The following is a 24,810-nucleotide window of genomic DNA, read 5'->3' on the forward strand; positions in this document are numbered from 1 at the left end:
ACTTGATTGTCTCTTACATTTAAGGCAATAAATTATTTTGCCTTAGCAAAAATTCTAATTGCTTATTTGCTAAAATCAGTTGCTGGGTAAGTTCCCTGTTCTCTTTTCTTAAAGAATATATTTCAAAGGCTTTTTCTATATTGATCCTCAGATCTTCATCCATCCATGGTTTTTGAATATATTTATAGACCTGCCCCCTATTTATTGCATCTATAACGGCATTTATATCTGCGTACCCTGTCAAGAGAATTCTTATCGGATCGGGAAAATCAGGTATAATAGATTCCAAAAATTCGATACCAGTCATAACTGGCATTCTTTGATCTGTAATAATGACATGAATATTCTCCACCTCAAGAATTTTTCTTCCTTCTAAAGCAGACTCAGCAGTAAAAATATTAAATAACCTCCTAAACCCGGCTTTAAAAGAATTCAGGTTGTGAAGTTCGTCATCTACATACAAAACGTTTATTGAGGCACTGCTGCTCATAATCTCTGAAATGTTTTTTGTTAAATATATTGATATTATAAGTTTTAATGAAGTTTTTTAGCTTAAAAGTTATTTTCTAATTGAACTTTTAATTATTTTAAATAATTGTTTGACTTAAACTCTAGGTACTTGATTTTTCAGACAGATCAAACTGAACTATTCAAATCTTCTTTGAAGACTCACACGCTATACTTAAGATAATAACTTCTGCCTCAACATAAACTCTAGTTGTTCATTAACAAGTAGCAATTCCTCATTTAATTCTTTATTTCTCGCCCTTAAAGAAAACACTTCAAAAGCTTTTTCTAACGCTAATCGGAGTTCTTCTTCTTGCCATGGTTTAGCAATATATAAATAAACCTGTCCTTTATTAATTGCATCAATAACTGCATTTATATCTGCATATCCAGTAAGAAGTATTCTAATAGGATCAGGATAGTCATCAAGAATTGATTCTAAGAACTCTATACCTGTGGTAACAGGCATGCGCTGATCTGTAAGTATGATATTAATATGTTCTTGTTTCAATATTTCCACTGCCTCAGCAGCGGACTCTGCTGTATGCACGTTAAAAAGTCTTCTAAAAGAAGCTTTAAAGGCGTTTAGATTATGTATTTCATCATCAACATACAATACGCTTATTATTTGCCTATCCATAAAACTAAAAAACCATGCTAAATTGTTTAAACTCCTACTTAAGATAGTTAAATATTTAGCAAATATACTATTTTTGTATTTATTGAAATAAATAATTGGGGGCATATTTTTTATCTATTATTACGATGCTATTATTTGAGAACAACTCGGTGGAAAACACTATGGCTACAGAGCCTTTATTTTTTCGAATTTATTTGGAGAATGACAAAAACAGGCTTGAGGAATTGCTTAAGAAGAAGCCACACATCTCCATCYATGATCAAATTGATACTCAGTTGGATGATTTAATAAAGTCTAAATTACCCAAGAAAAAACCAAGTGAAGAGGAATTAAAGAAACTAAAAAAACTTCATATCGGTGATCTGTCTATGCAGGAATATGGGGTTTGGGTATATTATCCATGGTCTGAGCGTTTAGTGCATTTGCTGGATGAAGAAGAATTTATAGAAATGCGGACCAACCGCAACATTTATAAAATCACCAGAGAAGAAAGGGATATTTTAGGCAGGCAAAAAGTAGGTGTTGTTGGTCTTTCTGTTGGCCAATCAGTATCGATAACTATGGCTATGGAACGTGGTTTTGGAGAGATCAGACTGGCGGATTTTGATTTACTGGAACTAACAAACCTAAACAGAATCAGAACTGGCGTACACAACCTTGGCTTACCAAAGGTGGTGATTGTAGCCAGAGAAATTAAAGAAATAGATCCATTTTTGAAAGTTACGCTTTTTGAAGATGGGATGACGGAAGAGAATATGGACCGCTTCTTTTTGGAAGGTGGAAAACTTGATGTAATTGTAGATGAGTGCGATGGACTGGATATTAAAATTTTATTAAGACATAAGGCAAAAGCGCTTCGTGTCCCGGTTGTAATGGACGCTAGCGATAAAGGCACGCTAGATGTAGAAAGGTTTGATCTTGAACCAGACAGGGCTATATTGCACGGCTTAATAGACCATCTCGATCATACGAAAATCAAATATTTAAAGACCAATGAAGAGAAGATCCCCTACCTCCTTCCTATGGTAGGTCTAGAGACATCATCAGATAGACTAAAAGCTTCTATGGTTGAAGTTGGGCAATCCATCACTACCTGGCCACAGCTAGCTTCAGCAGTGACTTTAGGGGGGGCTTTAGGTGCTGATGTTTGTAGAAGGATTGCGCTGGGACAGTACAATGATTCAGGAAGATATTTTGTAGACCTTGAAGAGATCATCAGGGATAAAGTAAAACCTGAAGACGACTTCTATAAGGTGATAGATTATTCTGCTCCCGAGTTGAAATTAGATGAAATGCAAAAAGCAGCGGATACGGTAGCTACTGAAACTCATTCAGGACTGATACTTACAGATGATCAGGTAAAAGAATTAGCTGCAGCGGCAGGACTCGCTCCCTCTGGAGGTAATAGCCAGCCGTGGAAGTTTTTATATCATAAAGGACAATTGTTCCTATTCCATGATGAAAACCAATCGATTTCATGGATGGACTTCCAGAACACAGCCTCATATATTTCACTTGGGGCCGCTATTGAAAATTTAAAAATAAAAGCTGCCAGTCTTGGTTTGGAAACAATAATCAATTTGTTTCCGACAGGAAGTGAAAGCAAATTAATCGCAGCATTTGGATTTAGCAAAACAGAAGAACAAACGTATCGCAATGAACTGATTGCTGGGGTAGGTTTAAGGCTAACCAATAGAAAAAAAGGAGATCAGCAGCCTATTGATGCCGCTGTTACTACAAAAATACGTAAGAATGTAAGCATTGATGAGCCAACTGCCCATCTCGATCTTGTAGAAGATCGAGAATCAATTAATGAAATAGCAAATATTGTATCGTCAGTAGAAAGATTGAGATTCTTGCACCCTCAGGGGCATCATGACCTGTTTACAAAAGAGATCAAATGGCCTTCTGCAGACGGATCACCAATAATTGAAGGAATCGACATTGCCACACTGGAATTGTCTGAAAGTGACAGGACTGGAATGATGGTTGCCTCTAAACCTGGAGTAATTACTTTATTAAACAAATGGGGAGGTGGAAGCGCTTTTGAAAAAATATCCAAAGGAGGTGTTGCTTCATCGTCTGCCATCGGATTGATTAGTATGCCAGAGTATAATCCAAAGAGTTTTGTGAAAGGCGGAGAAGCCCTTCAAAGAGCATGGATCACTGCTAATTTGAACGGCCTCTCGTTTCAGCCTATCAGCGGCACGTTGTTTGTATTTGATAGGTTTAATCAGACTAATGGTGCTGGCATGACGGCTAATATGGCCAAAGAACTTGAATCCCTACAATGCGGCCTGCGGAAAATTTTTCCTGCTTTGGGAAATAATTGTGGAATTTTTATGTTCAGGTTGTCTTACGCCGACGAAGCATCTTCTAGATCATTAAAAAGACCACTGGAAGATATTTTAAAGTTTTCCTAGACACAATATGAGAAAATTTACATTTCGATCTTTTACGGCAATTAAAGATCTTGACACTTGCGAGAGGTATCTAGATGGGCATGTTCAGGTATTGAGGGATTATGGTATCACTAACATTACAACCAACAACAGGCTGTGGATGGACTTGCCAAGTGTACATGGTATAGTTGCGGAGGATGAAGAAGGAAACGTTGTTGGAGGAGTAAGAGTTCATATTGCAGACGGAATTCATCCCCTCCCTGTCGAAAAGGCTGTAGGATACATGGATCCCAAAGTAGCACACGTTATTAACGAATACTTTGACGATGGAACAGGTGAACTCTGCGGTTTGTGGAATGCAAAGAGTGTTGCAGGCATCGGCATCAGTCTTTTGCTTGTAAGAGCGGGTATTGCAATTGTAAATCAAATCAGACTTGGATCATTATTTACCATCTGTGGGGACTATACCATGCCGATGGTAAGAAGGGTTGGTTTTATAGTTGAAAATGGAATTGGTAATAATGGTGAGTTTTTTTATCCAAAAGACGACTATATTGCAAGAGTATTGAGAAAGATGAATGCCGAAACTTTGGAAACGGCAGACGAGTATGATAGAGATCGAATATTTGATCTGAGAAATAATCCAATACAACATACAATTGAGCAGGGACCAAAGGGTGAGATAGATATAGATTATCAGTTATTAATACCTGTCTATGATTAGAACTTTTTTATTAAGGTTATTCTTTGGCTTGCTAATTACATGCTCAATAGCGTTACCTGCAATTAGTCAGGAAGCGATTAAATTACATAATGATGAGACATTAAGCAATTTTGGTAAACAAATGTTTTTGCTTGCCGATTCAAGCAACAAACTTGACCTTAAAGCTGTATTAAGCAGCAAAAAGTTTAAAGCAGTAGACTCTGATGTACCTAATTTGGGCATAAGTAACTTCAGTTACTGGCTAATGTTCAAAGTACAAAACAATACGAATGACCCTCACCTCATTCTTCAAATTCCTTTACCTACTATAGATTATGTTGATTTTTATCAACTAGATGATCAGAATAATGTTGTGTACAAAGAATTTATAGGCGATAGGCGTCCTTATTACAAAAGAACATTTGACAATCCTTTCAGCACTTTCAAATTTAGTTTAGAGCCCGGAAAGATCACTACTATCTATCTTAAAATAAGTGGATATGAACAGCTTCAGGTTCCCACGACATTATGTGAAAGCAAGATAATTACTGCCAAGAATGCAGATTCCTTTTTGATATTTGGAATTTTTGCCGGCGTATTGGTAGTTATGTTCACTTATAATTTGTTCCTCTATATTTCCACAAAGGACAGCACTTACCTGTATTACATCATCAACATTTTATTTATTGGTTTGCTTCAGGCAAATTTTCAGGGCTTTCCTTTTAAGTATCTATGGCCAAACAATGTATGGATCTCGTTCCATGCTGTTTACATACTGACACCGCTGGCTGCTTTAACGGGATTGGAGTTTATGAAAAAATTCCTCCACACTAAGGAAATCCTCCCAAAATTCCATAAATTCTCAAAGGTTTTCTATCTGCTATACTTCATCGCATTTATACAGATGTTTTTGGGAAACATGAACGTATCTTATCAGCTGCTTCAAATGGCCGCCATGTCGGTAGCCTTGTTTATGCTTTTAAACGCAGTTTTAGTTTACAGAAAAGGTTATCGTCCGGCAAAATTCTTTCTGATTGCATGGAGCATGTTCTTGTTTGGCCTTTGTATTTTTGTGCTTAAAGACTACAATATTTTACCTTACAATACGATCACTTACAATATGATGCCTTTTGGCTCTGCTCTTGAAGTGATCTTACTGTCCTTTGCACTTGCAGACAAGATCAATATCTTTAAAAAGGAGAAGGAAGACTCACAGGCCGAAGCACTTCGCATATCGCTTGAAAATGAGCAACTGATATTGCAACAAAATATAGAATTGGAGAAAAAGGTGAATGAACGGACACTTGAATTACAGGAGTCTTACCAAACCCTTGAGATTACTTTAAGCGACTTAAAAGAAGCGCAAAGCCAGCTCGTAGATTCAGAGAAAATGGCAGGATTAGGTCAGCTTACAGCCGGCATAGCGCATGAGATCAACAATCCGATTAACTTCGTTACCTCGAATATCAAGCCTCTGGAATTGGATATTCTTGACATGGACAGTCTAATCATGATGTACGAGAAACTGAACTTCAATGAAGAACTTGAGCCTCAGCTCACTAAAATAGATTCGTTTAGAAAACAAATTGATATAAATTTTGTAAGGGATGAGATCAAATCCTTGCTATCAGGAATTTCTGAAGGCGCGAAGAGAACTGCTGAAATTATAAAAAGCTTAAAGAACTTTAGCAGGCTTGATGAAAATGACACGAAGCCGGTTGACCTGAATGAAGGCCTTGCTTCTACCCTTGTTCTTGTAAAAAATACATTCCCTGATCATCTTAACGTAATAAAGGATTTTGGAGATATCCCCAAAGTAGAATGTCTGCCTGGAAAAATCAATCAGGTTTTCATGAATCTGATCTCCAATGCAATACATGCTATTAAAATCAAAGACGCTAAAGATGAACCTGGCATTCTGACAGTAAGATCATGGCAGGATGGTAATCACGTAAAAATCAGCATAAAGGATACTGGAACTGGTATGCCAGAGGAAGTTAAACAAAAAATATTTGAGCCATTCTTTACTACTAAAGATGTTGGCGAGGGAACAGGACTAGGTCTATCTATAGTTTTTAGGATTATAGAAAATCATCATGGAAATATTGAAGTTGTAACAAAAGTGAATCAAGGTACCGAATTTATTATTACCTTGCCTATAAACTGAAATTAACACTTTATTTATGAATGCGCCAACAGTACGGGTTCTTTATATTGATGACGAAGAAAACAATTTACACGCTTTTAAAGCAGGCTTTAGAAGACAATATGAGATCTATACTGCTCTTTCAGCTGCCGAGGGCTTAACCATATTGGAAAATGTTTCTGTTCATGTAATTATAGCGGATCAAAAGATGCCGCAAACTACAGGTGTGGAATTTTTCAAAAGTATTATTGAAACTTATCCAGACCCGATAAGAATCTTACTAACTGGTTATACTGATATAGAAGCATTGGCAGATGCCATTAATCACGGCGACATTTATAGATACATCACTAAGCCCTGGAATGACTTGGAACTTCATAATTCCATAAAGAATGCTTACGACGCTTACAAAGCCAAAATAGACTTAAGAAATAAAATTATCGAGTTAGAGAAAACCAATGATGAATTAAATAGGTTCATCTACAGTATTTCTCATGAATTAAGAGCTCCCCTTGTTTCGGCAATGGGTATAGTAAACCTGGTAAAAATGGAAGGCCTTTTTAATTCTAGTGGCGAATACTGGGGCTTAATAGAAACCTGCTCTAATAAATTGGATTACTATATCCAAAAAACACTACAATATTATAAAAACAATAAAACTGTTGCCAAACATACACCTGTAAATTTTTCAACCCTTATAAATGAACTGATTGAACTTTATTCTTATAGTGATAGAGATACCCATTTCCATGTAAATATTAAACAGGATATTCCTTTTTATGGAGACGTTTTCAGAATAGAAGTGATATTGGGTAATCTGATATCTAATGCTATCAAATATCAAAAAGAAGATGAGAAAAATAAAAAAGTAGATATCAATGTTAATGTCAGCCCGACAGCAGTAGAAATTACCATTGCTGATAATGGGATGGGCATATTAAATGAACATCTGGAAAAGATTTTCACACAGTTCTTTAAAAGCAAGACCAATCATGGTAGTGGTTTAGGTTTATTTATTGTTAAAGAAGCGCTCAACAAGATTAATGGAAAGATATCTGTAAGTTCAAATACTGCAGAAGGAACAACTTTTAAAATTACAATCCCTAATGTTAAGTAAGTACAAAAAAGTAATGCTGGTGGATGATAATGAGGTGGATCTTAAAATAAACTCAAAAATCATTTCAATCTCTAAATTGTTTGATGAGACTATTCTATGTCACTCTGGCGAAGAGGGTCTGTCTTATTTAAACAAACATATCGACGATGTAGCAAATCTACCCGATTTTATTTTGCTGGACATACAAATGCCTGAGATGGACGGATTTGAATTTTTAGAAATCTACAAGAAATTCCCGGCAGTTGTAAAAGATAAATGCTTAATCGCAATACTTTCATCAACTCTTGATTTTGGAGATATTAAAAAGGCTGAGGCTAATCCATATGTAATTAAACTCCTAAAGAAACCACTCTTTCCTCAGGAGTTGGAAAAGCTATTACAAAAGTATCTCGTCTGATTAATTCCCCGATTTCACTCTGTTTTGTTCTGCGGATGAACCTTTTGCTCGTTCTCTGACAGCCTTTATCAGTTTACTCCCAAAGTTATAAGTAAAAGTCAATCTGAATACTCTGGTTTCAGACTTTTGATAAACCTTATAATCCTGTTGCACTATTACACTGCTAATGTTTGCCTTGCGCTGATTAAAAATATCTGTCGCTGCAAATTTAAGGTTCATTTTATTGTCTACAAAGGACTTGCTTAACCCCAGATCAATACCATATATGGGCCTTACTTTATAAGTTCCATAAATCTGTGCCGACTGATAACTTGCCGTAAGTTCAGCGTTAAGTGTAGGGTTCAGCTGAAAACTTTGCGTAATGTTTGCCAACCAGGTGAGCTTACTACTTTTAAAAGGCACTCCCATTAATTCCGGGGTGCTATAATTGGTATGATACAAAGTCACTTCATTAGTCGTATTCCACCATTTGGCAATTGTTAACGGAGCACTAACATTTAGATTCAAAATGTTTTCGCTCGCCAGATTCTGATCTTTTATAAGCAATGTTTTCTTTACGCTATCGGTTAGTAGGGTTGTTGTAATCACATCGCGCGTTGCGCTATATCCAATTGTTGCATCTACTATCTTTTTGTAGCCGTAAGAAAACTCAAACGAATTTGTATACTGCGGATTTAATAAAGGGTTCCCCTGATTATAGGTGTACAGGTCAGAAAAGTACAGAAAAGGGTTTAATGACTGGTAATCTGGCCTATCTATTCTTTTGCTATAGGAAACCCCGATTTCATGATTGGGACTAAGTGTCTGATTGATAAAGATACTGGGAAATAAATCCAGATAGTTTCTTTTTACCACCGATCTCGTTGTTAACGAATTACCTTCCGAATGGGTAAATTCAGCTCTTAACCCCACCTGAATTGTTGTAGACTTATATTCCTTATGTATATTGGCGTAAGCAGCACTAACCTGCTCTTTATAAATGAACTTATTACTTCTCGATGTATCATTATTCCAGGTGTTGTTATCCAGGTTTTCAAATTGAAAGTCATTATCCGTTCGTACGTAACTGCCTTTAACACCCATCTCCAATTTCAATTTAGAGGCTAAAGGAATTGTATAATCAACTTTACCCACAAGAATCTTAACGTTAGAGGGGGTAGCATTTCTATAAATCAGCGGTGCTTTAAGCAGATTACCTGAAGTACTATAAAAATAATTATTATAGACGGTCTTATTATTACTGTAAAAATGAGCATAATCTATATCAGCGTTTAACTCTTGTCCTACAGTGTCTATTGCGATTTTATAATTAAGATTATAAGCTTGGTCGGCATACCGGCTCTTGCCGGGGTTAATAGCCACAACAGAAGAATCCTGAGTAAAAATTGCACTCCCCATTGAGGTTCTATTTTCGCTTGCTATATTGATGTTCTTAAATGACCCATTCATCGAAAAGCCCAGTACACTTTTGTCATTTAAATAATAATCTATCCCTGCTCTATAGCTATTGTCTGTATGAAGATAAACTTCTCTACCCTTTTGATCGAAAAAGGTTTGCTCCGCTCCTGCGGTATTACTTCTATTAACATTTAAATCCTGAAAATCCTTATTTTCTGAGTAGTTATACTCTCCAAATACATTTACCTTATTTACACGGTGATTGAGCATCAGGCCACCACTATACTTATAATATTTACCATAGCCACCACCAGTGGTAATAGTACCATTTGTGCCATCACCCTGATTCTTTTTAAGTTTAATATTAATAATACCTGCACTTCCCGATGCATCATACTTAGCAGAAGGATTACTCATCATCTCTATGCTTTCAATCGAATTACCAGTGGTTGATCTCAATAATGCAGTCAGCTGTTCGGTAGACAAATGTGTGAGTTTCCCATTTAGCATTATGCTTACCCCTCTTTTACCCTTTAAGCTTATGTTTCCTTCGTTATCAACCATTACCCCTGGAGCTCTGGAAAGTATATCAAGGGCTGAATTCCCTGCTGCCAGTATGCTATTGGCAACGTTCAAAATAACTTTATCACTCTTCCTCTCAAGCAATGGTTTTCTAGCGGTGATGCTAACTGTATTCAATTGTAGCGCATCAGCCAAAAATAGTCTACTTTCAATTAGATGATCTTTATTGGCCCCAATAATAGCAACTGGACCACTAATCGACTTTTTATAGCCCATAGCCTCTACTACTATCAAATACTTGCCATAAGGAATATTGAGGAATGTAAATTCTCCATTTTCAGTAGTTAAAGATCCTTTAACTACTGTCGAATCAGCGTTTAAAAGACTAACTGCAGTATATGCTATAGGTTTGCTTGCGGTATCAGTTACCTTACCTCTAATTTTCCCATCGCTTTGAGTATATGCATCAGAGATAAACAATGGTGAGGAAAGAATTAAAAAAAAACATTTTCTAATTGTTCTTTTCATAAGAGCAGATATTGATTTAAGATCGTTATGCTGCCGAAGGTAAATTATTGAACAACCAGAAAATGTTTTTTAACAATGTTTAACGGTGGTTTTAACACTGTTTAACACTACTTCCTCTGAACCATTGGAAACTGCGAAATCCTCAAACTGGTACAGCCATAAGGCACCAGCGTAATTTCTTCTTCCAAAGAGGTTTCCATACCATATACAAAGCTATACGGAATTGGTCCCGTCATTTCATTATACAGCTGCCACGAAGGAATTCTTTTGCCCTTTGTTTTAATAGCAATTGGTGAATTCTTAAGGTTCCATGGATAATTGGAAACCACCCCGGTTTTCTCCACCTTATACTGCTCAGCGAGTTTGTTGTCCGGCGTTTCAATCAATCCATAGTTCCATGGCGAAGATGACCTTATCTCATCATAATAATTGCCATATTCTATTGGATCTTTATCGTTCTTAACCCGGGTCACTTCTTCCTTCATTTTTAAAGCATACGTAATTGGACCACGTTCTACAGACACTGAATTTTCATACCAGTTGTTTTTATAAACGTGCATTGGCAATTCCAATTCAATCACATCGCCCGACTTCCATTCACGTTCTATGTTAACGATCTGATTGCCTGCAGCTTCTTTAAATACCTGTCCATTAATTTTTACCGATCCTTTTTTGCACCATTCAGGTATACGAAGATGAAAAGGAAAAGTAGCCGATTTTACTTTTTTAGCCATGCTAAGCGTAAACTTGATCTGCTCCTCAAAAGGATAATTTGTTTCCTCTTTAAAGTTCACCTCCACGCCGTTACCCACTGTGGTTTTAACCTCACTTGGAGAATATACCAGGGCGGCTATCCCTTTATCTGCCGTCTGATACCAGAGATTTTGTGCAAACTTTGGCCATCCCTGGTGCATATTAGAGGTGCAGCACGGATACCCGGTAAGTAAACCATAACACAGATCCGTTCCACTATGATCCTGATTAAAATTACGGGTATGTCTGGTAACCATAACCTGGTTGGCCTGTTGATAGTACTGACGGTCCATAAAATCATCCGAAACCTGTGCAGGTAAAGCATTAAATGCAATCTTTTCAAGGTGATCAGCATAATCAATTTTGCCGGTAATTTCCAGCATACTTTCCAAACTAAACATCATCTCTACCGCACTGCAAAGTTCCGATCCTTGTGTTGGATTGTTTCCATGCAAATCTTCATCACCACCATATAACCCATGAGCCACCCCATTTTGTATGCGAATATCTTTTAGACCTTTATCGGTTGCTTCCAGATATTTATTATCACGATGCTGCTGATAATAAATAATAGGTTCCTTTACGCCCTGAGCCAGGTTAACACAATGAATGCTTCCAAATGTGGATAACATATCTGTATTTAGAAAAGCAGTAGTATAATCAAAAGTCTGTTTATGCACTAGTTCTCCAAGATCCAAAAGGAACTTATCACCGGTAATATCATATAACCAGTAAATCACCTGAAGGTTATCACCTCCACGATAACGCGCCCAAAAAGACCAGTGATCAAGCGGTTTAGATGGCAATTCTTTTAGTTGATACTTAAAGTAATTGGTCATCAATGTGATCACTCTTTTATCGCCTGTAGCCGAATAGTACTGTTTAAGTACCTTTAGCATTACCATTTTTGGCCACCAGTCTTTACTGTTATCGCGCTGCATACCGCGCTCATAATTATAGTCTTTAGTGGGGCCAAAATACCCATCGGGCTGCTGACTTTTAATTGCCCATTCTACCCAAGGCTTTGTTTTGGCAATAAGGGCTTTATCATCCAAAAGGTAAGCGAGCGGCAAAAGCCCATCTATCCAATATGGCCCTCTCTCCCATTGATCACCATCTCCGCCAAGCCATCCGTTTCTCTCGTTCATCACAACCGGATAAAGCTTATCCAGATTGCCCGTTGCCCCCTCCTTCTGTCTGATCAACATCTCCCTTAACCAGCCTTGTGGTTTAATTGCTCCTAAAGGCAATTCTTTATAAGGATTTTGATTGGCACTAACCTGTGCATTTGTATCAAGTGCAAAACCAGTTAACATGGTTATCCCACCTATACATAGTGTATAAAACAAATTATTAATTCGCATGTGTGTGTATTGTCGTTTTGGTTTAATGTTTAATATAAAAAGTTTGGCTGAAAGCTCCATTTGCTGCTATATCCCATGCTTCTACCCTTACCCAGGTTCTGTTATTCAGTTTAGTTTTAAACTGCAACAGCTCAGACCCAAAGGCCTTCGTTTTGGTAAGATCTACCTGCTCTCTGTACACCTTACTGCCATCACCCGATATAATCTCTACAAAATTCATTGGAAAGGTCCAGTTTAGTTTAAGCTTCACATTTGCAAAACCCGACTTATCCAACGCTATTGTTTCACCTGAGCGCTTTCCGTTTATAGTCAGTTCAGGAATCAACACCTCTCCTGTACTTGCAAAAAACTTACCCTGCTGCATCACATCCAATACCGGTTGCCAGCCTTTGTTAAACTCAGGCAAAGCATCCATCATCAGGTAGTTTACATTTAAGTGTGCATACATCTCATTTTCCGGTGTTATCGTAAAAAGATCCGCTTCAGTAATCACCCTCTTTTTCAAGTTCCAGTTGTTCATGTCGTCCATCAAATCCAATACCCGATTCCCGAGTCTTGGTTGCGACAAATCCGCAGGCATTGCCTTCCACGCTGCCCCCATAAAACGATCTGATTTAAAAAACGCCTCATCTTTGTACACATCAGGTGCATTAACAGAACCCTTTGTACGGGCATGCGCTGTCCAGGCCAATCCTTTCTCCTCCTCAAGCAGTTTCAGCATATCCTCCTTATCGCCAATATGATATATCTTACCATATTTAGGGTGATTTTCAGTAAATGGAGCTTCTTTCTTGCGCGACATGATCCAATACACAGGCTTAGGGAAAAGCGCTAACCAGTGACCTCCAAAAAACTCATTGGGTTCTTCACCTGGCAACAAAAGAAGTTTATTGTCCGACAGTCTTTTACATTGCTCAAAAAGCGCATCCAATTCTTTCAATCTTGTTTCATCCGGTCCTTTAGGATGCGCCGTATAATGAAACTCTGCCAAATGCACAATGTCTATCCCCGTATTCTTAAACACCTTAACAAAATCTGGAACTTCAGGAATTGGCTTATTTGCCAATACCACTTTCATAATAAACTCATTATGAAAATGGCTCGACATTGTTTTATACCCAGGCAATTTAACATACGTATCATTATTTGTAAACTTCTTCACCTCGGTAAAGGCGGCGCCTTCATCCGCCGCACTAAGCAGGCAAAAGAAATTTAAGCGCTGTTTAGTATCAGGCGGTGCATTAAACCAGGGCACAAACCTTCTGTCGCCCTCTAAATCCTGACGAATACCAATACCATATCCATCGGTCATTTTCCTGTAGTTATTCCCATACCAGGTAAACCTCAGGTTAAAGGCCTCATCCAAAGGATAAAAGTATTGATGAGGTGCTGGGAATATTGCCAAAACGCCTTCTTTTCCCTTTGCAGCTATGGTACGGTATTTTACAGCTATGTTTTTTGAACTATCAGTACTAACCGCATTTGCCTTCTGCAAACTATCTCCTGTATTTATCCAAGCTATGTTTTTCCAGCTCTCCGATCTGTTAATTAAACCCGCATCGTATACAATAGCCGTCGAATCTATTTTAGTAGCCATCACTGCCGCGATGTTAAACATCGGACTCCCGTTGTAAAAAGTAATCTCCAGATCACCAGAAAAACGGTCAGCCTTTAACGAAGAAATGGTCACCACCGTTCTGCTGCCTATCGTTTTTACCGTCGCAGCCGATTTTTCCAGCTCTACATTATAGGTCTTATATTTTTTCTGAGGAACCTTATCAAAAAAGATGTTCCAACCATTTTGCGATATCAAATCCCTTTTACCAATGGTAAGCAAAAAGCTTGGATCAAGATCTGTCGAAACCAGTTTAGCCTTTTTTGCCTCACCAATAAGCAGGCGACTAAACAACGGTTTTCCCTTCTCCATGTTAAGGTCAACCTGTCCGTAATTATTACTTCCTGCGGGCCAGGTTATTTTCAAAATACTTTGACTGTATGTTGCAGTCACCCCCGATTTACGGTCAAACTTCTGAGTGTTTACTTGAGAAACCTGAGCTAAACCCAAACTTACATTGCACAAATAAAAGAGTACAGCTGTTATTAATTGTTTACGCATCTTCTTAATTTATATATGGTTATAAAACAAAGTAAGGCAATATGAGCCTGATTAAGTAATCAATCCGTCTCAATATTTCACCAATGCGTATCAATTTACCAGAGTATCTTGCTCAACTCTTCAATAAATAAATTAGCGGCCTTCTTTTGATAAATTCCCTTTTGCCTTAATATAAATGCTCGCTTGTAACGTTCCTTCCCGGCAATAGGAATAGCAATCAGCGTGTCCCAGCTAATGATGGCCTTTTCATTTAAAATCGTAACCCAAGATGTACTCTCCACCAGCGTCAGCAATGAGTTTACCTCATTCATTTCAATCTTAATCTTCGGTACGATCTTGCGTTTACCAAAAAGCTCATTTACATAATCTCTCGAACTAAAGCCCTTGCCAGGTAAAATAAGTTCCAACGCACCAAGCTCTGCCACTGTTATCTTCTTTAAAGATGCCAATGGATGCTTGCGCGAAACCACCATCACAATTTTAGAAGAAAACAAAGGCTGCATGTCCAGTCCCTGGTTATCAGACTCTTCATGGAAACTCAGAATAATATCCAGTTCCGCGGCCTTCAACTTAATCTCCAGCGATTCCGGTGTACCATATTCAATAAATATTTTAATCCCCGGGTACTTTGATGAAAAAGGAGCCAATGCCGGCAATACCATAGAACTAAAGGCATAAGTAACCCCAATCTTCAAATCGCCCGCCGCCAGATTATTCAATTCAGATATCGCCGCTTTAGATTTTTGCACATCAAGCAATATCTGTTTTGCATGAATTAGAAAAACCCCGCCAGCTTCCGTCAGCCTAACATGTTTACCTATCCTGTCAAACAACCACATACCCAGCTCCTCTTCCAATTGCTTTATCTGTTGTGATAAGGTCGATTGCGTTACAAACGATTCAGCCGCAGCCTCAGTAAAATGAAGACGTTCAGCCGCTTTTACAAAATAATTGAGTTGTCTAAGTTCCATAATCAATCGTTAAAACTAATCAATATCATTAAAACAATCAATTTTACAACTCAATAACTTATTCCGAAATTTGTAACGTCTTCAAGACATCTACTACACATGAATATATTTAGATCATTAAAATACCGCAACTTTAAACTTTTCTTCTATGGCCAAAGTATCTCTTTAATAGGAACATGGATGCAAAAAACTGCTGTCAGCTGGTTGGTATACCGACTAACAGGCTCAGCACTTTTATTAGGTCTTGTGGCTTTTGCCAGTCTTATCCCATCACTCATACTATCGCCTTATGCAGGCAGTTTAATCGACAGGCACAACCGTTATAAAATCCTTGTCATTACCCAGGTAATATCAATGATGCAGGCCGGAGCACTTGCCGCAATCATCTTTTTCAAATTTTACAACATACCTGCCATCATCTTTTTAAGTCTGGCACAAGGTATTATAAATGCTTTTGATGTAACCTGCCGACAATCCTTAATGGTTGAAATGGTCGATCATAAAGAAGACCTTCCCAACGCAATTGCACTAAACTCTACCATGGCAAACCTTGCACGCATCGTGGGGCCTGCTATTGCCGGGGTAATCCTCAGTACCTTTGGTGAAGACTTTTGTTTCATCGGAAACTTCTTAAGCTATATCCCCGTTCTCGTGTGTTTATTCTTAATGAAACTGAACCTCAGCGTTGTCGAACGATCAGAGAAAAGCATCTGGATCGAACTGGAAGAAGGCTTCAAATACGTATCCGGCGACAGAGAATTGAGCAGCATGATCCTGATGATAGGCATCAGTAGTCTGTTCGTAATCCCATTTAACACGCTCATGCCCATCTTCGCCAAAGATCTTTTTCATGGCGATGCAGGAACGTTTAGCTGGTTCGAGAGCGCTGCCGGATTAGGGTCTGTCATTAGCGCCATGTATTTAGCCAATTTAAGATCTGCCAAACCACTAAAAAGAATCGTAGTTCTGGCAAGCACCATATTCGGGGTTAGTTTAATCCTACTGGCTTACTCGGGCATACTATCCTTAGCCCTTGTATTCATGGCCTTTGGCGGAATAGGTATGATGGCACAAACATCTGCCATAAACACCTACATACAAACACATACCATCCCCGAAATGAGGGCCCGTGCCATCAGCTATTACATCATGGCATACCAGGGCATGATCCCAATTGGCAGCTTACTTATCGGGTGGACAGCACAAGCTTTTGGTCCGCGATTAGCAGTTTGTCTGGCAGGAGTAATCGGCCTTTGTGCTACCGCGATGTTCGTTGTTTACCAAAACAAACGAACTGGCCGACAACTTTCCTTCCAAACCCTGCTCCATTTAAGGTAAAGTGAGAAATCAACTTCTCACAATATCATATTACTGTCATACCTCCAAAAAAACACAGAAACGTTTAAACCTTTTGCTCTTTTCTTCGTTTATATTTATGAGAGCGTTAATTTAGATGGCGGGGTTAAATCTTAGGATTTATCTCCGCTTTTCTTTTTTCTTACCAATAGGTAGCAAACATACAATAGTAAAATCCATCCCGGAATTAACTCAACCGACATCTTCAATCCCGTTATCCACATAATCGCTAAAATACCTACCAGAAATACCAGGCATATATAGTTCGATAATGGATAAATAAACGATGGGAACTTGGTTTTAACCCCATCCGCTTCTTTACTCCTTCTAAATTTCAAATGCGTAATACTGATCATCAACCAATTGATAATCAAAGACGACACCACCAGCGACATCAAAATCTCCAATGCCCTCTCCGGCATTAGTTTATTAATTATAATACATATCGCGGCAAACAAACTCGATATCAAAATCGCATTTATAGGTACCGAGTTCTTGTTCAGTTTCGATAAAAAAGACGGCGCATTCCCTTGCTCTGCCAATCCAAACAACATCCTGCTGTTGCTGTAAACACAACTGTTATAAACAGACAAGGCAGCCGTCAATACGATAACATTAAGCACATTGGCAATCACACTCGTAAAGTAAATAGTCTTGCCTAAAAGCGTAAACTGAAAGCCCTTTAAACTCTCAAAAACCATTACAAAAGGACTACTATCCGTAGTAATATTTTTCCATGGGGATAAGGAAAACAAGATCACAAGTGCACCCACATAAAAAATCAGTATCCTGTAAATCACCTGATTGGTAGCCTTTGGAATTGTTTTTTCAGGCTGCTCTGCCTCTGCTGCCGTTATCCCAATTAATTCCAGTCCACCAAAAGAAAACATGATCAATGCAATGGCAGCAAACAGTCCCTGAAAGCTCCCTTTCCCATCTCCACTAAACCAACCTTTCGCAAAAAAGCCACCATCATTCCATAAGTTTTGAACACTTGCCTGCTCACCTCCGCTCCCGCTAACAAGCAGATAAATACCAAAAATGATCATGGCAATAATAGCTACTACCTTTATGATCGAAAACCAAAATTCCACCTCACCATACACCTTCACAGAAGTGAGGTTCAAGGCATTAATTGCGATAAAAAAGAAAAGGCTCGACGACCACAACGGAATTTCAGGCCACCAAAAATGTACGTAAATACCAATGGCAGTTAATTCCGACATGCTTACCAGGATATACAACACCCAATAATTCCAGCCAGAAGCAAAGCCGGCAAAAGATCCCCAGTACTTATAAGCAAAGTGACTAAAACTACCCGAAACAGGTTCTTCCACCACCATTTCGCCCAACTGACGCATAATAAAAAAGGCAATAATACCGGCCAGTGCATAGCCTAAAATTACTGACGGCCCAGCCAATACCGCTGCCGGACCAATGCCTAAAAATAATCCTGTTCCTATGGCTCCGCCAAGGGCGATCAACTGAATATGCCTGTTTTGCAATCCTCTTTTTAGTTTTTGCTCCTCAGGCTTTTCGCTAGCTTGTTTCAATATTTATGGTATTTATTCAATTACAATATGAGTATCCCTCAAAATTTCAACAAAGGTGGGAACTTATATTCATTTGAACGATTAAAAGCGCAAATAGTTTCCTTGGCATCATGGTGCAAAAATACCACCCTCAACAGGAAATCAGAAACCATTTTTGGCTAATCGAAATGCTAATTTTGAGGTTAAAAAACTCCAAAAACACGCACTTTTGAGCTTATCTAAACTGCTTGGGTCTCAATTTCTGGGCAGCCAGCTCTGCCACTTCAGTAATTCTTTTCTCTCTGGTTTCGGGCCTTTTGGCAAGCGTAACCCATTGCAGTATCATCTTTTTAACAGACTTACTCAAACCATTAAAATAATCTGCAGAACCTGGCTGCAAAAGGAATGCCTCCTCCAGATCTTCCGGAACAATCAATTCCTCAACCGCATCCAGGATAGACCACGAACCATTTTTCTTTGCCACCTCAATACATTTTAAACCCGCTTCCGCCATCAATCCTTCTGCAATTAAGCGCTCAACCTTTGCTTTATTGATCTTCGACCAGTTGCTGTTTGGTTTGCGCTTAGTAAAAAACTGTATAAAACTCTCCTCGTCAATCGTTTTCCTGGTACTGTCAATCCAGCCAAAACAAAGCGCCTCATCTACCGAATCGCTCCAGGGTATACTCGGCTTGGTCGATTTTTGTTTATACTGAATAAGCCAAACAGAATGGCTTGAGCTATGATTTTCTTTTAACCACTGCCTCCACTCCGCTCTACTTGCCGGGCAAAAAGTTTCTATTTCCTTTTTCTGCATGCCACCAAAATACATAATTCCCTCCACACCAATTACATGCAAAAACACCATTTTAAAAAAATATCAAAAAAAATTTGCGTAGTTAAATAGCTACACATATATTTGTAGTCAAATAGCTACACGATGAATTTAAGAAGAGATGTATTTCAAGCCATAGCCGACCCAACCAGAAGGGCTATACTGCTATTGGTAGCCACACAGTCAATGACTGCAGGTTCAATAGCCTCCAACTTCGATACCGCAAGGCCCACAGTTTCAAAGCACCTGCAAATACTAACCGAGTGCGAATTGCTCGAACAAAAACAAAATGGCAGAGAAATTTACTATTACATAAACGCAAAAAAAATGAAAGACGTAGCCGACTTCATCGAACCATTCCGCCAAATGTGGGACGACCGATTCAACAAATTGGAAACCATAATGAAAAACTACGAATCAAAAAAATAGAACCCTATGGAACAAAAAACAAAAATCGATGCCGAAAATGGCAAACAGGAGCTCAAAATCACAAGGGAATTTGATTTGCCATTAGAACTGCTCTTCAAAGCCTATATAGAGCCCGAGATCGTAGAACAATGGATGGGCACAAAAGTGCTTAAACTGGAAAACAAAAAATATGGCAGTTACCATTTCCAAACCAGCGATCCTAAAGGAAACATTGTATTCCATGCCACTGGGGTCATCCACGAGTTTATCCCAAACCAGAAAATCACGCGGACATTTGAAATGGACAACGCCCCTTTCGATGCCCAGCTGGAGTTCCTGCAATTCGAAAAACTTACCAGCGATACCAGCAAGCTCACCATGCATATTGTATATAAATCAACCGAAATCAGAGACCAGGTACTGCAGCTACCTTTTGCTCAGGGCATCAACATGGCGCACAACAGATTACAAAACATCGTAAATAAACTAAAATAACACACCATGACAAAGCGCAATAAAATCATCTATTGGATCGCCACAATCTGGCTCTCATTAGGAATGTTATCAACCGGAATAGTACAATTAATCAAAATGGAAGACGAAGCAACCATGATGAAAAATTTAGGTTATCCAATCTACATCCTAACCATCCTTGGTGTCTGGAAAATATTAGGAGTTATAGCAGTACTCGTTCCAAAATCCCCCCTAATAAAAGAATGGGCTTATGCAGGCTTTTTCTTTGCCATGTCGGGCGCAGTATGCTCTCACTTAGCCAACGGCGATGCTGGCAAAGATTTTTTTGGACCAATATTGTTACTAATCCTCACTTTTGTATCTTGGTATTTCAGACCCTCAGATAGAAAAACCACCACAGCTAACTTATAAAAGTATGAAAAACATCAAAAAAGAGTTATCACTAGAACAACGCGAAGAACTAGTTAAAACGCTCAAAAACCGCTTCGAGAAAAACATGAACCGCCACAACGATATAGAATGGGCCAAAGTACAGGCAAAGCTCGATGCTAGTCCTCAAAAACTATGGTCGCTAGATGACATGGAAGTAACCGGCGGCGAACCTGATGTTGTCGGTTACGATAAAAGCACAAACGAATATATCTTTTACGATTGTGCATCCGAAACCCCTAAAGGACGCAGAAGCCTTTGTTACGACCGCGCAGCACTCGATGCAAGGAAAGAGCATAAACCACAAAACAGCGCAATGGATGTGGCTGACGATATGGGTATAGAAATATTAACGGAGGAACAATACCGCGAACTGCAGCAATTCGGAAAGTTCGACACCAAAACATCGAGCTGGTTAAAAACACCTGCCGACATCAGAAAACTCGGAGGAGCACTTTTTGGCGATTATCGCTACGGAACCGTGTTCCTGTATCACAACGGTGCAGAATCTTACTATGCCGCCAGAGGTTTCCGTGGCGCACTAAGGGTCTAATTTTTCACAAAAAACTAACAGAATGAATCCTAAAGTTGATTTTTATTTCAGTAACGAAAAAAAATGGCAGGAAGAAATAGAGCGGTTAAGAATAATCGTGCTCAGTTGCGGTCTTACCGAAGAATTAAAATGGGGCTGCCCCTGTTACACTTACCAGAACGGCAACATCGTGTTAATACATGTATTTAAAGAATACTGTGCCCTGCTGTTTTTCAAAGGCTCTTTGTTAAATGATGCCAATGGCATCCTGGTTCAGCAAACAAAGAATGTGCAATCGGGTCGCCAGATCCGATTCACCAACGCGCTTCAATTAGTTGAACAGGAAGCCGTGCTAAAATCCTATATCCAGCAGGCCATTGAAGTAGAAAAAGCCGGCTTAAAAGTCGATTTCAAAACGCATACGGAACTCGTATTCCCCGCCGAATTTCAGCACAAGCTGGATTACATTCCTGCACTAAAAACAGCTTTTGAAGCACTAACCCCGGGCCGACAAAGAGGTTACCACCTCTATTTCACTTCAGCCAAACAATCCAAAACCAGAGAAGCAAGGGTCGAAAAATGCATACCCTTAATTCTCAATGGAAAAGGATTAGATGATTAGTAAATTCTTGATGGCGGCAATCCATACATCTTTTTAAATGCAAATGAGAAATGTGAAAGGTCTTCAAATCCAATTTCCAGATACACATCTGATGGTGCCCGGCCTTTCTCTTTAATTAGGTAATAGGCCTCCTGCAACCTCCTTTGCAGCAGCCACCTGCTTGGTGTAGCATTAAAAACCTGCGAAAAGTCGCGTTTAAAAGTAGCCAAACTACGCCCTGTAAGGTAGGCAAAGCGTTTTAACTGTACATTAAAATGGAAGTTTTTATTCATAAAAGCTTCCAGATCTATTTTACCAGGCTCACTAAAATCAAACAGTACATCCTTTAATTCAGGGTTCGTCTGCAGCAGAATCATAATCGCCTCGCGCTGTTTCAATTTCTGAAGATCAGCATTAATCAACTGATCAGCCTCAACATACGGCAACAGCGAATTCATAAAACTCTGATAAAGCCCAAAACCTTCCAACTGCTTCACTTTTTCAACAACCCTGTTTCTATTACCCTCCGCTTTATAGTCATACTCCATACTAAAATCGCTTAAAGCCGCCTGATCCAGATAAATGGAAACAGATTTAAAAACCCCGCCCGGAGGAGGTTGTTTCACAAACTTAAGTAACTGATTTCGTCTGATGAATCGAAAATCACCCTCATTGAAAACATGCTCAGTAATGCCGTCGCTTATTGTCAGCGTGCCAGATATCTGGTAACTAAACACATGCTCAGGAACAAATTGCTCCCCCTGCCTGTTGCGGGTAAAATAGCAAGAGTAAGCGATGGGCGAATTAGTCATAGGTCATAAAATTAAGCATTTTACTGTTTTCTTTTAACGTCACTGATGTACCACTTCCCGTCGGCACTAGCAAGAAAGTTCTCAGAATCATCATGATCTGTCGATAAACTCACCCCCATCCATTCTTCCATTTCCACTTGCCTCACCTCATTAGCATTGTTCAGCATGCCTATCGCCTCACTGCCTAGTACCAAATGCACCGGTGGCGCAGGGTGCGAAGCCAGTTCAACCATCACTTTTGCCGCTTTTTCAGGATCTCCCACAGGGACAAATTTCCCGCCTTTAAATAGTGCTGTCCGCTGATTAACCATTTCATAACCCTCAATCTCATTTGCATAGGTCATAGATGCGCCTGCCCAATCGGTTCTAAAACCACCCGGCTCTACACTGGTCACATATATTCCAAATGGGGCTACTTCCTTAGCCAAAGCCTCAGTAAAGCCACCTAAACCAAATTTTGCTGCCTGGTACATGGTTAAACCAGCATTACCCACTCTTCCGCCTATCGAGCTTATTTGCAATATACGTCCCTCACCCTGGTTGCGCATGTAAGGTAAAACCGCTCGGGTAATTTCAATTGGTGCGTACAGATTTGTTTCCAGCTGACTGCGCACCTGCTCATCTGTATAAGCTTCGGCAGCGCCGATGATGCCAAATCCTGCATTGTTCACCAGCACATCAATACGTCCAAAATGTTTTGCTGCCCCATCAACAGACGCATAAACTTGCCCATAATCGGTTACATCCAGCGCTATAGGAAGTATCTGATCAGCAAATCGTGTTACCAAATCATTCAATTGGGTAATATCGCGTGCCGTTGCAGCAACCTTATCGCCGCTATTCAACACTGCTTCTGTCAGGCTCCGTCCCAGTCCTCTGGAACTGCCTGTAATAAACCATACTTTTGCCATTGTCTTAATTTTTAAATACAACTCAAAGGTACAGTCCAATTCAGCGCAGCGTTTTGTTCAAAAGCTCAAACTGCTTTGTTAAAAAGCTCAGTAAACCTTATCTTTAGTATATGCGCAAATTATTACAAAAGCTATTTTCTCCGCTGATCATCAGGCTTGCCAATAAATACGCATCAAGGCCAGATAGTATTCGTGTACACAAAGCACTATCGGCGCTATACCAGGACATCATACAGCGCCCCGGCAAACGAGGGCAACTCATCGATCTGGGCACAAAACACCGCATCATCCTGTTCTCAGACCAGCACAAAGGAAACCGAAGTCATCAGGACGACTTCACCCTTTGCGAAGAAAACTACCTGGCCGCGCTCCGCTATTACAACGAACACGACTTCCTATACTGCAACATGGGCGACAGCGAAGAGCTTTGGAAAAACATGCTCCTGGATGTCATCAAACACAACAAAGCAAACTTCGAAGCAGAAAAACGTTTTCTGGACCGTAATGCCTACATCAAGCTTTTTGGTAACCACGACCTGTACTGGGACAACGATCCTCTTGCAGGTTTTATGCTTAAAAATATCTTCGGTACAAAGGTTCGAATTTATGAGGGTATCATTTTTACCCTTGCCGTTAAAGACCAGCAACTCAATATTTTTATTACCCATGGCCATCAAGGCGATATGCAAAGCGATGGAAACTGGTTCAGCAAATGGTTCGTCTCCAATATCTGGGGGCCGGTTCAATCTTTCCTCCGCATCAACCCCAATACACCTGCCTTTGATAACCAGCTCAAGTCCGAACACAACCAGATCATGTACGACTGGACCGCCAAGCAAACCAACCTGGCTTTAATTACCGGCCACACCCACCAGCCTGTATTCAATTCACTCACCCACTTGGAACGTACATACATTAGGCTCAACGAGGCTAAGAAAAAAGGTGACAAAGCAATCATTCAGAAACTGGAAGCTGAACTACTGGCAGGAAAAATCAGTGGCAACACCTCTCCCAGGCTTGAAAATTCCAAAAACACTTATTTCAACGCAGGTTGCTGTTGTTTTAACGATGGCGACATTACCGGTATAGAAATAAAAGACGGCAAGATCAGACTTATAGAATGGAAAAAAGATATTAACGGCGTACCACAGCATCTGGTACTTGAAGAAACAACGCTGGATAACCTGCTTGGCTGATAGTATCATATGATACTATTATTAATGGAGGCAGACCTCTCGATCTACCCCCGTATTAACGCTCTCACCGACAAAGATAAAAAAACAACTTGTATATACAAGACCTTCTTAAATTCTTACCACATTTTCAAAAATAGAACCCACCCAATTCATAGAATTT

At 39.3% G+C, this 24,810-nt stretch carries 22 protein-coding genes; 12 read left to right on the forward strand and 10 right to left on the reverse strand.

Going from position 1 to position 24,810, the window contains the following annotated elements; genetic code table 11:
* Window positions 1–19: 19 nt before the first annotated feature.
* Complete coding sequence (locus tag N824_RS18600) at window positions 20–490, reverse strand: response regulator (protein WP_048906651.1); 471 nt, start codon at window positions 488–490, stop codon at window positions 20–22.
* A 192-nt stretch (window positions 491–682) separates the two neighbouring features.
* A complete protein-coding gene (locus tag N824_RS18605; RefSeq protein WP_048906652.1) occupies window positions 683–1,147 on the reverse strand; it encodes a response regulator in 465 nt (154 codons plus the stop codon).
* A gap of 125 nt (window positions 1,148–1,272) precedes the next feature.
* Here N824_RS18605 and N824_RS18610 point away from each other — a divergent pair, with 125 nt between their 5' ends.
* The 5 genes from N824_RS18610 (at window position 1,273) to N824_RS18630 (ending at window position 7,912) form a co-directional block, all read left to right on the forward strand.
* A complete protein-coding gene (locus tag N824_RS18610; RefSeq protein WP_048906653.1) occupies window positions 1,273–3,570 on the forward strand; it encodes an Rv1355c family protein in 2,298 nt (765 codons plus the stop codon).
* 139 nt (window positions 3,571–3,709) lie between these two features.
* Window positions 3,710–4,273, forward strand: a complete 564-nt coding sequence (locus N824_RS18615) for a hypothetical protein (RefSeq protein WP_152542381.1) — start codon at window positions 3,710–3,712, stop codon at window positions 4,271–4,273.
* On the forward strand, window positions 4,266–6,419 hold the full coding sequence (locus tag N824_RS18620; RefSeq protein WP_084498390.1) for a 7TM diverse intracellular signaling domain-containing protein: 2,154 nt from the start codon (window positions 4,266–4,268) through the stop codon (window positions 6,417–6,419). The genes N824_RS18615 and N824_RS18620 overlap by 8 nt, the downstream gene beginning before the upstream one ends.
* Window positions 6,420–6,435: 16 nt before the next feature.
* A complete protein-coding gene (locus N824_RS18625; RefSeq protein ID WP_048906654.1) occupies window positions 6,436–7,515 on the forward strand; it encodes a hybrid sensor histidine kinase/response regulator in 1,080 nt (359 codons plus the stop codon).
* A complete protein-coding gene (locus N824_RS18630; RefSeq protein ID WP_048906655.1) occupies window positions 7,505–7,912 on the forward strand; it encodes a response regulator in 408 nt (135 codons plus the stop codon). The genes N824_RS18625 and N824_RS18630 overlap by 11 nt, the downstream gene beginning before the upstream one ends.
* Here the strand turns inward: N824_RS18630 and N824_RS18635 are convergent, their stop codons facing one another.
* The 4 genes from N824_RS18635 to N824_RS18650 all read right to left on the reverse strand — a co-directional run bounded on the left by N824_RS18635 (window position 7,913) and on the right by N824_RS18650 (window position 15,564).
* Window positions 7,913–10,360 (reverse strand): outer membrane beta-barrel family protein, encoded by a 2,448-nt coding sequence (locus tag N824_RS18635; RefSeq protein WP_048906656.1) that lies wholly within the window; start codon window positions 10,358–10,360, stop codon window positions 7,913–7,915.
* Window positions 10,361–10,467: 107 nt separating this feature from the next.
* The gene (locus N824_RS18640) at window positions 10,468–12,477 is read right to left on the reverse strand and encodes a beta-L-arabinofuranosidase domain-containing protein (RefSeq protein ID WP_084498397.1); all 2,010 of its coding nucleotides are present in this window, start codon (window positions 12,475–12,477) and stop codon (window positions 10,468–10,470) included.
* A 22-nt stretch (window positions 12,478–12,499) separates the two neighbouring features.
* On the reverse strand, window positions 12,500–14,593 hold the full coding sequence (locus N824_RS18645) for a hypothetical protein (RefSeq protein ID WP_048906657.1): 2,094 nt from the start codon (window positions 14,591–14,593) through the stop codon (window positions 12,500–12,502).
* 95 nt (window positions 14,594–14,688) lie between these two features.
* The gene (locus N824_RS18650; protein ID WP_048906658.1) at window positions 14,689–15,564 is read right to left on the reverse strand and encodes a LysR substrate-binding domain-containing protein; all 876 of its coding nucleotides are present in this window, start codon (window positions 15,562–15,564) and stop codon (window positions 14,689–14,691) included.
* Between the two features lie 99 nt (window positions 15,565–15,663).
* On the opposite strand from N824_RS18650, the gene N824_RS18655 reads away from it, so the two are divergent.
* Window positions 15,664–16,902 (forward strand): MFS transporter, encoded by a 1,239-nt coding sequence (locus N824_RS18655; protein ID WP_048906659.1) that lies wholly within the window; start codon window positions 15,664–15,666, stop codon window positions 16,900–16,902.
* A 131-nt stretch (window positions 16,903–17,033) separates the two neighbouring features.
* On the opposite strand, the gene N824_RS18660 is transcribed toward N824_RS18655, so the two are convergent.
* Entirely contained in the window at window positions 17,034–18,473 is a 1,440-nt protein-coding gene (locus tag N824_RS18660; protein ID WP_048906660.1) for an amino acid permease, read from the reverse strand.
* Window positions 18,474–18,687: 214 nt separating this feature from the next.
* Complete coding sequence (locus N824_RS18665) at window positions 18,688–19,320, reverse strand: YdeI family protein (protein WP_235207201.1); 633 nt, start codon at window positions 19,318–19,320, stop codon at window positions 18,688–18,690.
* 72 nt (window positions 19,321–19,392) lie between these two features.
* Here N824_RS18665 and N824_RS18670 point away from each other — a divergent pair, with 72 nt between their 5' ends.
* From N824_RS18670 to N824_RS18690, 5 genes are read left to right on the forward strand one after another with little or no spacing between them, the layout of a single operon-like run.
* Window positions 19,393–19,716, forward strand: coding sequence for a helix-turn-helix transcriptional regulator (locus tag N824_RS18670; RefSeq protein ID WP_048906661.1), 324 nt, complete (start codon window positions 19,393–19,395; stop codon window positions 19,714–19,716).
* Between the two features lie 6 nt (window positions 19,717–19,722).
* Window positions 19,723–20,190 carry an SRPBCC domain-containing protein gene (locus N824_RS18675; RefSeq protein ID WP_048906662.1) on the forward strand — a complete coding sequence of 156 codons (468 nt, stop codon included), beginning with the start codon at window positions 19,723–19,725 and terminating at the stop codon, window positions 20,188–20,190.
* A gap of 6 nt (window positions 20,191–20,196) precedes the next feature.
* Window positions 20,197–20,580 (forward strand): DoxX family protein, encoded by a 384-nt coding sequence (locus N824_RS18680; RefSeq protein WP_048906663.1) that lies wholly within the window; start codon window positions 20,197–20,199, stop codon window positions 20,578–20,580.
* Between the two features lie 4 nt (window positions 20,581–20,584).
* A complete protein-coding gene (locus tag N824_RS18685; RefSeq protein ID WP_048906664.1) occupies window positions 20,585–21,151 on the forward strand; it encodes a DUF4256 domain-containing protein in 567 nt (188 codons plus the stop codon).
* 22 nt (window positions 21,152–21,173) lie between these two features.
* On the forward strand, window positions 21,174–21,752 hold the full coding sequence (locus N824_RS18690; protein WP_048906665.1) for a YdeI family protein: 579 nt from the start codon (window positions 21,174–21,176) through the stop codon (window positions 21,750–21,752).
* On the opposite strand, the gene N824_RS18695 is transcribed toward N824_RS18690, so the two are convergent.
* Both N824_RS18695 and N824_RS18700 read right to left on the reverse strand, forming a co-directional pair.
* Complete coding sequence (locus tag N824_RS18695; protein WP_048906666.1) at window positions 21,749–22,543, reverse strand: AraC family transcriptional regulator; 795 nt, start codon at window positions 22,541–22,543, stop codon at window positions 21,749–21,751. The genes N824_RS18690 and N824_RS18695 overlap by 4 nt on opposite strands.
* 20 nt (window positions 22,544–22,563) lie before the next feature.
* On the reverse strand, window positions 22,564–23,454 hold the full coding sequence (locus N824_RS18700; protein WP_048906667.1) for an SDR family NAD(P)-dependent oxidoreductase: 891 nt from the start codon (window positions 23,452–23,454) through the stop codon (window positions 22,564–22,566).
* Between the two features lie 110 nt (window positions 23,455–23,564).
* On the opposite strand from N824_RS18700, the gene N824_RS18705 reads away from it, so the two are divergent.
* Window positions 23,565–24,650, forward strand: coding sequence for a metallophosphoesterase (locus tag N824_RS18705; protein WP_048906668.1), 1,086 nt, complete (start codon window positions 23,565–23,567; stop codon window positions 24,648–24,650).
* Window positions 24,651–24,810: the final 160 nt, after the last annotated feature.

Source organism: Pedobacter sp. V48, assembly GCF_000523515.1.
Classification (GTDB): domain Bacteria; phylum Bacteroidota; class Bacteroidia; order Sphingobacteriales; family Sphingobacteriaceae; genus Pedobacter.